Origin of the sequence: Rhodococcoides fascians NBRC 12155 = LMG 3623 (assembly GCF_001894785.1) — a bacterium.
GTDB classification, from domain to species: Bacteria; Actinomycetota; Actinomycetes; order Mycobacteriales; family Mycobacteriaceae; genus Rhodococcoides; species Rhodococcoides fascians.
Map to the genome: position 1 here is coordinate 991447 of NZ_BCWW01000001.1, position 13884 is coordinate 1005330.

At 63.4% G+C, this 13884-nt stretch carries 15 protein-coding genes; 10 read left to right on the forward strand and 5 right to left on the reverse strand.

Going from position 1 to position 13884, the window contains the following annotated elements; genetic code table 11:
- Positions 1-28 precede the first annotated feature (28 nt).
- Both RFA01S_RS04985 and RFA01S_RS04990 read left to right on the forward strand, forming a co-directional pair.
- Positions 29-1123: an FUSC family protein gene (locus RFA01S_RS04985; RefSeq protein ID WP_032371495.1), complete on the forward strand. Its 1095-nt coding sequence runs from the start codon at positions 29-31 to the stop codon at positions 1121-1123.
- A gap of 78 nt (positions 1124-1201) precedes the next feature.
- Positions 1202-2131, forward strand: coding sequence for a cation diffusion facilitator family transporter (locus RFA01S_RS04990; RefSeq protein ID WP_027494299.1), 930 nt, complete (start codon positions 1202-1204; stop codon positions 2129-2131).
- Here RFA01S_RS04990 and RFA01S_RS04995 read toward each other — a convergent pair.
- The 3 genes from RFA01S_RS04995 to RFA01S_RS05005 form a co-directional block, all read right to left on the reverse strand.
- Positions 2121-2588, reverse strand: coding sequence for a pyridoxamine 5'-phosphate oxidase family protein (locus tag RFA01S_RS04995; RefSeq protein WP_032406549.1), 468 nt, complete (start codon positions 2586-2588; stop codon positions 2121-2123). The two genes, RFA01S_RS04990 and RFA01S_RS04995, sit on opposite strands and share 11 nt — an antisense overlap.
- Before the next feature lie 117 nt (positions 2589-2705).
- The gene (locus RFA01S_RS05000; protein WP_032406637.1) at positions 2706-3479 is read right to left on the reverse strand and encodes a site-2 protease family protein; all 774 of its coding nucleotides are present in this window, start codon (positions 3477-3479) and stop codon (positions 2706-2708) included.
- Positions 3476-4141, reverse strand: a complete 666-nt coding sequence (locus RFA01S_RS05005; protein WP_052053266.1) for a hypothetical protein — start codon at positions 4139-4141, stop codon at positions 3476-3478. Before RFA01S_RS05005 ends, RFA01S_RS05000 begins: the two co-directional genes overlap by 4 nt.
- Positions 4142-4344: 203 nt before the next feature.
- Between RFA01S_RS05005 and RFA01S_RS05010 the strand changes: the two genes are divergently transcribed.
- The 7 genes from RFA01S_RS05010 (at position 4345) to RFA01S_RS05040 (ending at position 10483) form a co-directional block, all read left to right on the forward strand.
- The gene (locus RFA01S_RS05010; protein ID WP_027494295.1) at positions 4345-5634 is read left to right on the forward strand and encodes an adenylosuccinate synthase; all 1290 of its coding nucleotides are present in this window, start codon (positions 4345-4347) and stop codon (positions 5632-5634) included.
- Positions 5635-6047: 413 nt separating this feature from the next.
- Entirely contained in the window at positions 6048-6599 is a 552-nt protein-coding gene (locus RFA01S_RS05015; protein WP_032382206.1) for an alternate-type signal peptide domain-containing protein, read from the forward strand.
- 30 nt (positions 6600-6629) lie between these two features.
- Positions 6630-7226: a hypothetical protein gene (locus tag RFA01S_RS05020; RefSeq protein ID WP_052054742.1), complete on the forward strand. Its 597-nt coding sequence runs from the start codon at positions 6630-6632 to the stop codon at positions 7224-7226.
- The gene (locus RFA01S_RS05025; RefSeq protein ID WP_032406548.1) at positions 7223-7798 is read left to right on the forward strand and encodes a signal peptidase I; all 576 of its coding nucleotides are present in this window, start codon (positions 7223-7225) and stop codon (positions 7796-7798) included. The genes RFA01S_RS05020 and RFA01S_RS05025 overlap by 4 nt, the downstream gene beginning before the upstream one ends.
- Entirely contained in the window at positions 7798-8424 is a 627-nt protein-coding gene (locus RFA01S_RS28490) for a SipW-dependent-type signal peptide-containing protein (protein WP_052060520.1), read from the forward strand. Before RFA01S_RS05025 ends, RFA01S_RS28490 begins: the two co-directional genes overlap by 1 nt.
- Positions 8425-8509: 85 nt before the next feature.
- Complete coding sequence (locus tag RFA01S_RS28670) at positions 8510-9952, forward strand: signal peptidase I (protein WP_261308155.1); 1443 nt, start codon at positions 8510-8512, stop codon at positions 9950-9952.
- 186 nt (positions 9953-10138) lie between these two features.
- Entirely contained in the window at positions 10139-10483 is a 345-nt protein-coding gene (locus RFA01S_RS05040; protein WP_255283968.1) for an LGFP repeat-containing protein, read from the forward strand.
- Positions 10484-10554: 71 nt separating this feature from the next.
- Here RFA01S_RS05040 and RFA01S_RS05045 read toward each other — a convergent pair whose 3' ends face one another.
- On the reverse strand, positions 10555-11079 hold the full coding sequence (locus RFA01S_RS05045) for a methylated-DNA--[protein]-cysteine S-methyltransferase (protein ID WP_032406546.1): 525 nt from the start codon (positions 11077-11079) through the stop codon (positions 10555-10557).
- A 90-nt stretch (positions 11080-11169) separates the two neighbouring features.
- On the opposite strand from RFA01S_RS05045, the gene yczR reads away from it, so the two are divergent.
- Positions 11170-12651, forward strand: coding sequence for a MocR-like transcription factor YczR (yczR, locus tag RFA01S_RS05050; RefSeq protein WP_032406545.1), 1482 nt, complete (start codon positions 11170-11172; stop codon positions 12649-12651).
- A 69-nt stretch (positions 12652-12720) separates the two neighbouring features.
- On the opposite strand, the gene RFA01S_RS05055 is transcribed toward yczR, so the two are convergent.
- Positions 12721-13797 carry a CaiB/BaiF CoA transferase family protein gene (locus RFA01S_RS05055; protein ID WP_032391242.1) on the reverse strand — a complete coding sequence of 359 codons (1077 nt, stop codon included), beginning with the start codon at positions 13795-13797 and terminating at the stop codon, positions 12721-12723.
- Positions 13798-13884 lie beyond the last annotated feature (87 nt).

A 13884-nucleotide genomic window follows, 5' to 3' on the forward strand; every position in this document is an offset into this window, starting at 1 on the left:
CGCGAGCCGGGCGCGTGGCCGAACCCGGATGAAGGCGGGCACCGAGCGGCTGCGGTTGTCGCTGTTGCCCATCGTGCAGTGCGCGTTGGCGGCCGGGGTCGCGTGGTTCGTCGCCACGGATCTCGTCGGTCACGAACGTCCGTTCTTTGCGCCCATTGCGGCCGTCGTCTCGCTCGGTGTGTCCCTCGGGGCGCGGTTGCGTCGATCGGCCGAGTTGGTGGCCGGCGTGACGGTCGGCATCGGCGTCGGCGATCTGTTGATCTCCCTGATCGGCAGTGGGCCGTGGCAGATCGCGCTGGTGGTCGTGTTGGCGATGTCGGCCGCGGTGTTCCTCGACGGCGGCCCCATCATCGCGATGCAGGCCGGATCGTCCGCGGTGCTGGTGGCGACCCTCATTCCTCCTGGCAACATGGGTGGCCCCAACCGCATGGTCGACGCGTTGGTCGGTGGTCTGGTGGGCATCGCGATCGTGGCGTTGATTCCGACGCATCCGGTGTGGCGGGCGCGTAAGGATGCGGCGAACGTGTTGGCGACGGCGGCGAGTGTGTTGCAGAAAGTGGCCGACGGGTTGGTGGCCAACGACCCGAAGCCCATCGAGGATGCGTTGCGCAAGGCTCGGGCGACGCAGTCCGGAATCGATGCTCTGCGGACCGATCTCAAGGGCGGCCGGGAGATCGCGCGCATTTCTCCGATGTACTGGAATCATCGCACTCGGTTGGCGGCCCTGGCGGCGACAGCCGACCCCATCGACAACGCTGTTCGCAATATTCGGGTGCTGGCACGGCGGTCGTTGACCTTGGTGCGCGACGACGAAATTCTGGACCCGCGGGTGGTCGACGAGGTGGAGAAGCTGGCGCATGCGGTGGAAGTCCTACGCCAGATGATTCTCGCCGATCCGGGGCAGAAGCCGGATGCGGCGGAGGCCGCGCGGGTGTTGCGGTCGGTTGCTGCCGGAGCGAAGCCGGAACTGATCTCGAACGCCGGGTTGTCGGCGACGGTGGTGCTCGCTCAGTTGCGGTCGATCATCGTCGATCTGTTGCAGGTCGCCGGGCTCAAGCGCATCTCTGCGCTGGCGACTCTGCCGCCGACGGTCAAGCATCCGCACGTCCCGCCGGAGTTGTGACCCGAGCACACCATTGCATATATGCGTATGTACGCATATGGTGACTGCCTGAAGTCGTTGCAGTCACGAGGGGGAGTCATGGGCGCGGGTCACGGACACAGCCACGGCGTGGGTGGTCATTCGCCCGACGGCGCGGGACCGCCCAGATCTCGGGTTCGCAAGATGATCGTGGCGTTGGCCGTTCTGGTGGTGTTCCTGGTGGTCGAACTGACCGTGGCGCTGGCCATCGGCTCGCTCGGTCTGCTGGCCGATGCCGGCCACATGCTCACCGACGTACTCGGGATGTCGATGGGCTTGATCGCTCTCGTCCTTGCGCGAAAGGGAAGTGCCGCAGCGGCAAGGACATTCGGTTGGCACCGTGCCGAGGTGCTCACCGCGATCGCGAATGCTGTTCTGCTGCTGGGCGTTGCGGCGTTCATCATGTACGAGGCGATATCGCGCATCGGCGATGCGCCCGAGATCCCCGGTCTTCCGTTGATTCTCACCGCTGCGGCCGGTCTTGCCGCGAACATCGTCGTCATGATGCTCATCCGCGGCGATGCGAAGGACTCCCTCGCCGTTCGCGGTGCCTACATGGAGGTGCTGGCCGACGCAGTCGGCAGCGTCGGTGTGTTGGTGGGCGGTGTGCTCATGCTGGTGTTCGGGTGGACCTGGGTCGACATCGTCGTCGGCGTGCTCATCTCGCTGTGGGTGGTTCCGCGTGCGATCAAGCTCGCCGGGTCGGCACTGCGCATCCTCACTCAGGCGAGTCCTGCCGACGTCGACGTGGACGCGTTGACCGGAGATCTGAGCGCCCTTCCCGGAGTGACGGGAGTGCACGACTTGCATGTGTGGACCCTGACCACCGGAATGGACGTGGCCACGGTGCATCTGGAGTGCGAGGGGTCGTCGTCGATGGTGCTCGATCGAGCGCGCTCGCTGCTGTCGACCTACGGACTCGACCATGCCACCGTGCAGGTCGAGCCGACCGCACACGGCCGAACCTGCAAGGAAGAGCTCACCTGGTGACGGTGCGTACCTTGGTTCCCGGACGCCAGATGTCGATCTGCATGTGATCGTCCACCAGTGACGTCAGTACCACTTCGCCGATGTCGAGATCGAACACGTGATACGGCACGAGTTCGCCGGGAGTCGCGTCGAATATCGGTTGCAGCACAGCAGGATCGGTGATTTCTGCGGCGATTCCGCTGATCTTTGCGTCGCCGCCCTCCATGGAGTGATGGCCGGGATTGCTGTGCAGTGCGAACCGGCCGTCGCGCTGAAGATCTCGCGCTTTGGCGGCATCGAGCATCGAGCCGAGTCGCAGCACCCCGGTGTCCACGAACTCCACCTCGGTTCCGCTCACGCGCGGTGAGCCGTCCGCTCGTAGCGTCGCAAGAACATGGTGCTTGTGCGCGGTGAATCGAGCACGCACCGCGGACGCGAGTATCGGGGCCGCTGCCGAGAATTCGTTCCACGTCGTCATGCGCACATTATGCGACCCGGCACCGACAGTGTTGGGAAAGAATGCACGGAACCCGCCCGAACAGAAGGAATTCCGCCGATTGCGTTCGATATCGCGCACTCTTTCCCGCTGGACCTGTCAGATCCAGAATCGCATCAGGTAGTTGCCGTTGCCGGCGAAGAACTCGGGGACCCCCGACAATCCGAACAAGGTGTAGATCGCACCGAAGAAGGCGGCGTTGACGGCCGGCACGAAAAGCAACGCAACGAGGACGAGGATCCCGTATCCCTTGAACTGGTTCAGTGACGCTCGGGTGGTGGGTGAGAGCGAGGGTTCGAGGGCGGCGTAGCCGTCGAGTCCGGGCACCGGGATCAGGTTGAGGATCGTGGCCATGATCTGCAGGAACGCCAGAAAGCTGAGCCCGTACCAGAAGGCGGCGTTGGTGCCGTCGGTGCCGAACAGTCTGATGACCACCAGAAGAACAACGGCGAGAACGGCATTGGCGAACGGGCCGGCCAGGGCGATGCGCCGCTGGGTCGACGCCGAGAACTGGCCGGTGCGCAGGTACACGGCACCGCCCGGCAGGCCGATCCCACCGATCGCGATGAACACCACCGGGAGAACGATGGACAGCAGCGGGTGGGTGTACTTCAGCGGGTTCAGGGTCAGGTAGCCGCGGAGCTCGACTTCGCGATCACCGGCTCGAAACGCGGTGTAGGCGTGTCCGAATTCGTGCAGGCACACCGACGCGATCCACCCGGCGAGAACGAGTACGAACACTCCGATGCGCGCGGCGACGGACGTGACGTCTTCTGCCGTCCAGGCAAGAGCACCGCCGATTCCGGCGATGGCGAGTACCGCGACGAAGATCGGACTGGGCAGGACGGGACCGCGCCGCACCGGAACGGTCATCGGACCAGCAACCACTCCTGATGGTGGCGGTAGAAGGTCGACCGCTTCACTGCCTTGCCGCCGGCGATGCCGTCGCGGGTCAGTTCGGCGGCGGGGGAGCCGAGTTGCATGGCGCGGCCGCTCACCCAGCGGCGCGGCAGAAATCGGCGACGGCCGACCACGCGTGCACGGAGGCCGGGCATGTCCGGGGTGGGGGCCACCTCGACTCCGGGGACGACGCCGGAGAACAACCGGGTGTCGTCGACGTAGGCCTCGCCTTCGAGGTCGGTTCCGTCGGCACCGCCGAGCAGAGCCCTCCCGACGACGGCCTTGCCTGCATCGTCGCGGATGAGGGGTGTGCTCGACGCAGTGCCCGTCAAGGCGACCTTGGCGGCACGTGACCCGGTGCCCAGCTTGTAGATGTGAGCGGCATCGGTTGCGTTCTCCGGCACGAACGCGACTTCGACGTGCAGCCGTTCGGTGCGCATCAGGCGCGTCAGCAGCGCGGCGAGGGACGCATCGTCGCCCAGGACGATGATGCGTGGCTCGGGGGCGGATTCGATGTCGGAGAAGATCGCGCTGCAATCGTCGTCGGTCGGTACTGCGTCGGCGTTGCGCAGTGGGACGTCGGTCAGCGTGATCGGCAGCAGCGGGTTGCCGCACTGCAGAACGAACGGTGTCACGGCGCTCCTAGATCTTCCGATGAATCCTCGTCACGACCATAGTGCCCTCGTTCGGCGTCGACCGTAGCGGCATGCGGGCCAGCTCACCGCCTCGGCTAGACTGTTCCCCCGGCCACTGTCGCGCCTGCGACGAATGGTGACTGCTGCATTCGCTCGAGTACATCTGCAGCACGTCCTTGCACGAAAGCAACGTAGGAGAGCACATGCCGGCGATAGTCCTGATCGGCGCCCAGTGGGGCGACGAAGGCAAAGGCAAAGCCACCGACCTGTTCGGCGAACGACTTCAGTGGGTGGTTCGCTACCAAGGCGGCAACAACGCCGGCCACACCGTCGTTCTTCCCAATGGAGACAAGTTCGCACTGCACCTGATCCCGTCGGGAATTCTCACGCCGGGCGTCAAGAACGTCATCGGCAACGGTGTCGTCGTCGATCCGGGTGTGCTGCTCACCGAGCTCGACGGCCTCGAGAAGCGCGATGTCGATACGTCGAATCTGCTGCTCAGCGCCGATGCGCACCTGATCATGCCGTACCACGTGGCCATCGACAAGGTCACCGAGCGGTTCCTCGGAGCCAAGAAGATCGGCACCACCGGGCGCGGCATCGGCCCGTGCTACCAGGACAAGCTCGCCCGCGTGGGTGTGCGTGCGGCGGATGTGCTCGACGAGAAGATCCTGACCCAAAAGGTCGAGGCCGCACTGGAATTCAAGAACCAGGTGCTCTCGAAGATCTACAACCGCCGGGCGTTGGATCCACAGCAGGTCGTCGACGAGGTGCTCGAGCAGGCCGAAGGATTCAAGCACCGCATCACCGATACGCGCCTGCAGCTCAACCTCGCGCTCGAGCGCGGCGACACGATTCTGCTCGAGGGATCGCAGGGCACGTTGCTCGACGTCGACCACGGCACCTATCCGTACGTGACGTCGTCGAACCCGACGGCAGGCGGCGCGTCCGTCGGCTCGGGCATCGGCCCGAACAAGATCACCACGGTGCTCGGCATCCTCAAGGCGTACACGACGCGTGTGGGATCCGGTCCGTTCCCGACCGAGCTGTTCGACAACCACGGTGAGTACCTGGCCAAGCAGGGCGGCGAGGTGGGCGTCACCACCGGTCGCGCCCGACGTACGGGCTGGTTCGACGCGGTCATCGCTCGGTACGCCACCCGCGTCAACGGCATCACCGACTACTTCCTGACCAAGCTCGACGTGTTGTCCAGCCTGGACACCGTGCCCATCTGCGTCGCCTACGACGTCGACGGCGTCCGCCACGACGAAATGCCGATGACGCAGACCGGTTTCCACCACGCGAAGCCGATCTACGAAGAAATGCCCGGTTGGTGGGAGGACATCTCCGGTGCCCGGACATTCGAGGAACTGCCGATCAACGCGCAGAACTACGTCTTGCGTCTCGAGGAACTGTCGGGTGCGTACATGTCGTGCATCGGTGTGGGACCGGGCCGCGACGAAACCATCGTCCGTCGAGACATCCTGCGGTAGCCGAACCCGTCACCGAAAAGCCCCGAGGCACTCTGCTTCGGGGCTTTTTGCTGTCTCCGTGCGGACCGATAGACCCAGGATCGTCTGTGTCGATGAAACAGGCTGCGCTCTCGTAGACCGGCTGTAAACAACCATTCCGACGGGTATTCGCCTCAAAACGGCCGAGGTTAGGTGTCCGATTCGACCGATTCCGGATAGGGCTCCGCTTTACAGATGATTGCGACATGTAAACGCAGAGTTCGAAACGAGCGGCCGAAAAGACTCCTGGACTTTTACTCTCACTTGGGTAACAGGCCAGGTAGACGTGGCGAAACAATGAGCATCGCACCAATTGCGGAGGCCTCTTCGGATGGCCGACGATCCGATCGGATCACCCCCCTCGGCCAATGAGGCCACCGAAGAAAGTAGAACGAATGAACAAGGCAACCAAGGGTGCACTCGCCGGTGGTGCAGCGGTAGTGCTGCTGCTGGGCGGCGCGGGCTCGTATGCGCTGTGGAGTGACACCGAGACGATCGCCGGTGGCGGTGCAATTTCGACGGGCATTTTGAAGCTGGAGCCAGTGGGAGTCGGGACTTGGACCGACATTTCCCCGAGTGCCCCTGTTACTCCCGGCGATCTGGATATCGCGGCGTTCAACATGGTGCCGGGCGACGTCTTGGCCTACGACGTGACGTTTCGTGTAGACGCCGAAGGCGACAATTTGCAAGCGACTTTGATTCCGAACCAGGCATCGATCACCTACGGTGCCGGCGTCACCGCGAGTGAAATTACGGTGGCAACAGACACCCGGGACGCTGGCACTGGAGCGGCCATCCCTCCGCTCCTGACCGAAGCCAACGACGGCCAAGAGATCGACGTTCGGGTTGTGGTCACCTTCAATGCAGGCACGACTACGAACGTCGGTCAGAACTCGTCCGTCAACTTGGCCGGGTTTCAGGTCGTGCTCCAGCAAACTCGTGCATGATCCGGTCGTCTGCCTGACTTGACGCTGAGAATGACCTCCAACCGGAAGCTTGTCGGAGCGGCTCTTGCGATCGCGGTGACTGTGCTGGCCCTCGGGTCGGTGCAGTCCACCGCGGCTTTGTGGCGCACCGATGCGACCGTGCCGGGGACGGGGCCGGTGAATACGGGCACGCTGGTGCTGACGGCGGGTTCCGGCGGGTCGACGCAGTCGACTTCTTTCCAATTCGACGAGCTGAAGCCGTCAGGCTTGATTCAAACGGGTGACTTCGTTCAGCGGCCCTTGATCATTGCCAATGGAGGGACAATCCCCCTGAAGTTTCGCTTGGGCACAGTCGGGGTTCCGTCGTCGTCTGCGGGAATTGCCACGGTCCATGTCGACGCTCGACGAGTTGAGTCGACTGCGGACTGTCCGACGACCGGCTCGGTACCTGGCGGCGTCGCCACGCTTGCTGATGTCAGCGTACAAACCAAGGGCTCAGCCAGTGGGGTAGCGGGTTGGACCAATATCCCACGCAATACCAGCGCCACGGTGTGTATTCGCTCGACCTTGCTCGTTGCACCCGCGGCGGCTGTGGCGTATCGGCATGTGTTCACCTTCGATGCCCAGCAACTGAAGAACAACCCATGACATCAGTAGGCGAGCACAGAGCAGCCAGTAAATCTACCGGCGTCCGTTGGTGGATAGGACATGTGCTGTCGTGGACAGCGCTGTTATTCGTCGTTGCTGTACTTTTGGCTTCGATCGTGGTTCCCAAGTTGGGTAACGCGATGCCCCTCACCGTCTTGACGTCGTCGATGGAGCCGACGTACCCGCCGGGAACGCTGATAGTCGTCCGACAGACCGATGTAGAAAATCTGGGTGTCGGCGAGGCAATTACCTATCAGATCAAATCGGGTGAACCGGGTGTGATAACCCACCGCATTGTCGGCACCACGTTCGACAAGGACGGGAAGCAGCTTTACATCACGCAGGGCGACAACAATTCTGCTCCTGATCAGGACCCGGTGAGGCCCGTCCAGGTTCGCGGAACAGTGTGGTACAGCATCCCGTACTTGGGATATGTGAACAACTGGATCACAGGTGAGCGTCGGTCGGTGTTCGTCGGCGTCGTCGTCGCTGGATTACTCGCTTTCGCTCTGTATCAATTCGTCGGAGCCGGCCTCGACAGTAAACGAGCCAGAAAGAAGACCGATCTCTGATGGGCGCGCATGCGGTTCCCACAACGCTTTTCGCACGCGTACTGCGCCTCGTAGGAAGTGCGCGGGTTCGCGCGTTGCTGTCGCTTGGAATGGTGCTGGGGTTGGGTGCCGTCGGAACTCTCGCAGTGTGGTCGACAAGTGCCACGGCAACATCTGGTGAGTTCGCCACCGGATCGGTCGACATTCGACTCGACGGCAGTGAAGGTCCTGTGACGCAACCTTACGAATTCGCGCTCGCGCCAACGTCACTCCTGCCCGGTAATAGCACGGCGGCCGTCATAGCGGTACAAAACCGTGGAAGCCTCCCGTTCCGGTACGGCGTCTCCGTCGTCGGGTCCGGCTCGCTGTCTTCTGTGCTTACGGTGTCGGCGATGCCATCGGGATCCGTGTTCACGAACGGATCCAACAAAACGTGCACCGGCGGTACTGCACAGACTGCTGTAGTCCCCAGTGCTAGTTCAGCAGTGATGGTTCCGAATGCATCGGTTGGGCCCGTCGCCGCTACGACAGGCAACGCGAATCTTTGTATTCAGGCTACCTTGTCATCCGGCGCGGCCGCCAATCTGCAAGGTACGCAAGCGAATTTGACGCTACTGTTCACAGCGACTGGAGCGACCGGTGTCTAACACATCGACGACACCCTTGGGGACGCTTCGCGAGCTCGCACTGTCTGTTGGGGCGGTCATGGGGCTGCTCTGTATTTCTGCCAGCATGTGCGCCGTCTTTTTCGCTGTGACTCCGCTTGTATTCAGGTCGGGTTCGATGGCACCAGCCATCGACACCGGGTCCGTCGCGCTGGCTCGAATGGTCCCAGCTGCTGAATTACAGGTCGGCGACGTCGTGAGTGTAGATCTTGCGGACGGGACGAAGATAACCCACCGCATCACCGAGATCGTTGGCCTCGTTGGCAATTCCGCAGAGCTCGTGCTCAAGGGCGACGCAAACGATGTCGTTGATCCGGAGACCTATGTGGTCACCGAAGCGCAGCGTGTATTTGCAGACGTTCCGTACGCCGGCTATTTCGTCTCATGGCTCAGCACGCCCTTTGCGTGGGGAATCGGTGCAGTGCTGTCGACTTCGCTGATTGCGATCGCCTGGCAGCCGAGCGAGCGCAAGAATGAGCGGCCCAGACACTCGTCCGGAAAGCACGTGGCCGTGTCTTCTGTTGCAATTGTCACGGTGGCCGCGACTGTGACCGGGGTGGGTGTCTCACGAAGTGAGATGACCCTGGCGGCTAGCACTGATGTTGCCTACGCCACGACGACACTGACAGCTGGAACTGTCGCGCTGCCCGCAAGTTTTACATGCGAGGGCGGTGGACTTTTGACTCCCGTCACCTTCAAATGGCCGAATACAAATGCCGCGTACACCTATACCCTTGACTTCGGCCCGGTCGGTGGGTCTCCCGTAGCTCAATTCGAGGTTGCGCCTTCGGCAGTGAACCCATCGACTTTCAGCTCGGCCAGCATTGGTGGCCTCTTGGCCCTTGGTACTTACCAACTGACGTTGAAAGCAAAAGTAGGAACCTTCTTGGCCACAGGCTCACGCACGCATACGTTCTCCCGTCTCAATCTCGTGCTCGGTGTGACCAGCAGTTGCGGATCTCCATCGTCCACCACCGCGGGCGTCGCTGCCCGAAGTGCTCCCGCCCCAGCGACGCCGACAACCGAATCCGTGCCACCGGTCACATCGACAACGGTCGCAACTGTTCCTCTGACGACGACTACGACTGTTCCTCCGACCACGACAACGACCGCACCCCCGACTACCACGACGACTGTTCCTCCGACTACAACGACCACGACCGTCCCGGTACCTCCGCCGCCGGTAACGACAACCACGACCGCACCCGTGGCGCTTGCGTCCCCGCAGACGTCCCCATCCGGCACATCGACTGCTCAGGTTGTCGACATCGACGGCTCTCCGACGCTGCAGATCGTCGACACCGCAGGCATCGTTCAGTACAGCGCTCCTGCTACCTCCAGCGAGGCGTACGGCTATGGCGTCAACTGGGCGGCCGGGGATCAGCTGTGGTTGCTCGGACCGGATCAGTTGGTTCGGCTGGACGCGTCGGGTGGAAGCTGGTCTCGAACGGTGGTCGACCCCGCAGCGACGGATGAGATCCCCGCCGAGATTCTCGCCCTTCTCCAATAGCGCAGACGTCACATATATCTCCGAATCGAAGTGCGCGTCTACGAATCGGGTGGATAATCGAGGCCAAGTAAAGCGACGGAGGGCCGGTCGATGACTGAAAATTACAATGGCTTGGAAGTTTTCAGCTACCAATTCGATCGGTTTGCTTACGAACACTCGTGGATCGGGGCGCAGACTGGCGAATTCATGCTCGGTCCGCAAGGGGGCGGCATGTTGGAGTTCACCCACGCGATGGTGTTCGCCCTCCCCGAGGGTGGTGCGCACGAAGTACACGGACCCATCCTGGAGTGGTACCTCTCGCACGGCGGACCCTATGGCGCACTTGGCTATCCGATCAGCAACGAGCGCCCGACGCCCACCGGTTCCGGACGCTACAACCTGTTCCAGCGCGGAGCGATCGGCTGGCTTCCGGATACGGGCGCATTCACCATCGGCGGTAGAGAAGAGGATTCTGATGTCAGTCCGGGTCCCGACGCCGCGACGGTCTCCGTTGTCGACGCCTCGATGTCTTCGGCCGGCATACCTGGCTGAAAAGCCAACTTCAGTCCTGTTTTTTATCGCTTTATTCGGTCGAGAAGTATCTTCAGCGATTGCCGATGAATTCAGAACAGCGTCGGCTCGTCGAATCCGGCGACGCCTTCGATGCCGAGAATTCGTTGTTTCGTATTCGCCCCGCCGGGAGCGGAGAAGCCGCCTACCTCTCGGCCCGCGCCCAGCACGCGATGACACGGAACGATGATCGGTACCGGGTTTCGGCCCAGTGCCCCGCCCACCGCCTGGGCCGCGCCCGGCAGCCCGAGACGACGCGCGATGTCTCCGTACGTCAGCGTTGCGCCCCGGGGAATCGCGCTGCACACGGTGTAGACCGAGGCGTCGAACGCCGAAACCTCGAGCACCAACGGGATCGGGCTCATGTCCACGGCGCGCCCGGCGAGGAGCGCCACGATTCGATCGATCGCGTCCTCGGCGAGAGCGTCGACCGGACCTAGGTCAGCGGCGAAGCCGGCCAGGTAATCGAGCATCGCCTCGTCCGACGGCTCGGGTAGTGCCACGGCCATCACGCCGTCCGCGCTCCAGGCAAGACCGCATCGCCCGATGGCCGTGTCGAAGAGGGTGCTGCTCGGCATGGGTCGAGTATCCACCGGACGTCGACAGGCAGTCCAGTCGAACGCCCAATGGACTTGAAAGTTCGATGCCAGTGGGTGAATATGGGCTGTATGCCCTCCAGAGTGCTCAATGCAACGTCGCTGGCACGAGATCTTGGAAGCTGGCGCGGCGACGCGTCGGCCGATGGATCCGGCAGGCGCAAGGCCTCCCGTCCCACGTACAGGGCTCTCGCGGACGGAGTTCGACTGCTCATTCACGACGGCCGCATCCCGTTGGGTGTCGGGTTGCCGAGTGAACGCGATCTGTCTGCTGCTCTCGACCTGAGTCGCACCACGATCACCTCGTCGTATTCGGTGCTGCGCGACGAGGGCTATCTCATCAGCAAGCAGGGATCGCGCAGCACCGTGGCGTTGCCTGCTGCGCCGACCCCCAACGGCATGTTGATTCAGTCGACGTCGTCGTCGGGTCCGGTGGTGGACATGAGTCATGCGGCCATGTCGGCGGCCGACGGAACCATGACGGCAGCGTACGAGTCTGCGCTGCAAGCGCTTCCGACGTATCTGCCGACTCACGGTATGGAGCCCATCGGACTCGCAGTGCTGCGGGAGGCCATCGCGCAGCGTTTCGTCGAACGCGGATTGCCCACCACTGCCGATCAGATCATGGTCACTTCCGGTGCGCAGCAAGCGGTTCGGTTGTTGTTGGGTACGCTGACCTCGCCCGGTGATCGCGTCCTGATCGATCACCCGACGTATCCCAATGCACTCGAAGCCATCAGGCGCGTCGGTGCCCGACCGGTGCCGGTACCGGTTCGTCCCGTCGAAGGAGATTGGGATCTCGACGGAATCCGGAGTGCAGCAAGACAAACCGCCGCCAAGGTGGCGTACTTGATTCCGGACTTCCACAACCCCACCGGGCAAGTGCTCGACGCGGAGGGGCGCGCCGAGCTCGCACGCATCACCCGAGACACCCGAATGACGCTCATCGTCGACGAAACCATGGTGGACCTGTGGCTCGATGCGCCACCGCCGCCACCGGTCGCATCGTTCGGACGGGTGTCCGGTTCGGATATCGTCACGATCGGTTCGGCGTCCAAGTCGTTCTGGGGCGGTCTGCGCATCGGGTGGATCAGAGCGCATCCTTCGCTCGTCTCGCAGCTCGCCGGCTCGCGAGCAGCACACGACCTCGGTACCTCGATCGTCGATCAACTGGCGTCGTCGTTCCTGCTGCAGGACGCCGAACCCGCGCTGGAGGTCCGTCGATCCCAACTGCGGGAGCGTCGAGATGTGCTCGAAGATGCTCTGGCCGAACATGTTCCGGAATGGAAATACCGACGTTCGGAGGGCGGGATGTCGCTGTGGCTTCAGCTCCCCGCACCGGTGTCGAGTGCGCTCGCCGCTACTGCGCCTGCATTCGGGGCAGTGTTGGCCGCGGGCCCACGGTTCGGAGTCGAGGGTGCGTTCGAGCGTTACCTTCGGCTGCCGTACACCCGTGAGCCGCAAGAGCTTCGGGCCGCAGTTGCGGCCACTGCCGCGGCGTATCGAGCCTTGGCCCCGAGCGTCGAATCCGAACAGCCGGCCCTGGTGTTCTGACCGCGAGCTCGACGTTATGGACGAGAATCAGCCGAAAGGCGTCCATAACCTCGAGTTCGGCGCAAAGAATTACGCCCAGACGGATGCGATGTCGGTCGCCGTGGACGGCGGTGGCGTCGGGACTCCGTTTTCGGTGCGGGAGAACCGCGGTGCCGGACGGTGCTGCGTCACGCCGCCGATGTCGATGAGCGAGTCTCGGTCCTTCATATGTGGGTGGTTCGGGGCCTCGGCGAAGGTGAGGACGGGGGAGACGCAGGCGTCGGTGCCGTCGAAGATCGCCGCCCATTCGTCGCGGGTCTTGGTCAGGAATGTCGCGGTGAACTTCTCGCGCAGCTCCGGCCAGCGCGGCTTGTCCATCTGTGACGGTAGGTCTGCATCGGCGAGGCCGAGACCGGTCACGAGCTGAGCGTAGAACTGTGGTTCGAGGGACCCGACCGCCATGTACTTGCCGTCCGACGTCTCGTACGTGTCGTAGAACGGTGCGCCGGTATCGAGCAGGTTGACGCCGCGGTCGTCGCTCCATGCTCCGACGCCTCGCCAGGCCCAGATCATGTGCGACAGTGCTGCGGTGCCGTCGACCATGGCTGCGTCGACGACCTGTCCCTGTCCCGAATTCTGTCGTTCGTAGAGCGCCGCCATGATGCCGAAGACGAGGAACATCGATCCGCCGCCGAAGTCGCCGACCATGTTCATCGGTGGCACCGGTCGTTCGCCGTCGCGGCCGATGGCGTTGAGGACGCCGGTGACGGAGATGTAGTTGATGTCGTGGCCGGCGGTCTGTGCCCAGGGGCCTTCCTGCCCCCAGCCCGTCATGCGGCCGTAGACCAGGCGCGGGTTTCGGGCGAGGGCGTCGTCGGGCCCGAGTCCGAGTCGTTCGGTGACGCCGGGGCGGAAGCCCTCGATGAGGACGTCGGCGCGTTCGATCAGGCCGAGGACCTTCTCGATGTCGGCGGGATCCTTGAGGTTCGCTTCGACGATGGTGCGGCTGCGCAGCTGGTGGTCGTGTGGAGAGACCTGTCCGGCGCGCTGGACGCGGACGACGTCTGCGCCGAGGTCGGCGAGCAGTAGCGCTGCGTGCGGACCGGGCCCGATCCCGGCGAGTTCGACGACGCGGAGCCCTGCGAGCGGTCCACCAGTGTTAGCCACGTTTGTTGCCTCGTTCCGACTCGTCAGCTGCGATTGTGAATGGAGACTAACTTGTACTAGGGCGTCCAAGTGATGTGGGTGTGGATA

Bases quoted from the DNA above. Each gene is read 5' to 3' on its own strand.
- RFA01S_RS04985 (WP_032371495.1), top strand. From the start codon at position 29: ATGAAGGCGGGCACCGAGCGGCTGCGGTTGTCGCTGTTGCCCATCGTG.
- RFA01S_RS04990 (WP_027494299.1), top strand. From the start codon at position 1,202: ATGGGCGCGGGTCACGGACACAGCCACGGCGTGGGTGGTCATTCGCCC.
- RFA01S_RS04995 (WP_032406549.1), bottom strand. From the start codon at position 2,588: ATGACGACGTGGAACGAATTCTCGGCAGCGGCCCCGATACTCGCGTCC.
- RFA01S_RS05000 (WP_032406637.1), bottom strand. From the start codon at position 3,479: ATGACCGTTCCGGTGCGGCGCGGTCCCGTCCTGCCCAGTCCGATCTTC.
- RFA01S_RS05010 (WP_027494295.1), top strand. From the start codon at position 4,345: ATGCCGGCGATAGTCCTGATCGGCGCCCAGTGGGGCGACGAAGGCAAA.
- RFA01S_RS05015 (WP_032382206.1), top strand. From the start codon at position 6,048: ATGAACAAGGCAACCAAGGGTGCACTCGCCGGTGGTGCAGCGGTAGTG.
- RFA01S_RS05020 (WP_052054742.1), top strand. From the start codon at position 6,630: ATGACCTCCAACCGGAAGCTTGTCGGAGCGGCTCTTGCGATCGCGGTG.
- RFA01S_RS05025 (WP_032406548.1), top strand. From the start codon at position 7,223: ATGACATCAGTAGGCGAGCACAGAGCAGCCAGTAAATCTACCGGCGTC.
- RFA01S_RS28490 (WP_052060520.1), top strand. From the start codon at position 7,798: ATGGGCGCGCATGCGGTTCCCACAACGCTTTTCGCACGCGTACTGCGC.
- RFA01S_RS28670 (WP_261308155.1), top strand. From the start codon at position 8,510: ATGTGCGCCGTCTTTTTCGCTGTGACTCCGCTTGTATTCAGGTCGGGT.
- RFA01S_RS05040 (WP_255283968.1), top strand. From the start codon at position 10,139: ATGCTCGGTCCGCAAGGGGGCGGCATGTTGGAGTTCACCCACGCGATG.
- RFA01S_RS05045 (WP_032406546.1), bottom strand. From the start codon at position 11,079: ATGCCGAGCAGCACCCTCTTCGACACGGCCATCGGGCGATGCGGTCTT.
- yczR (WP_032406545.1), top strand. From the start codon at position 11,170: ATGCCCTCCAGAGTGCTCAATGCAACGTCGCTGGCACGAGATCTTGGA.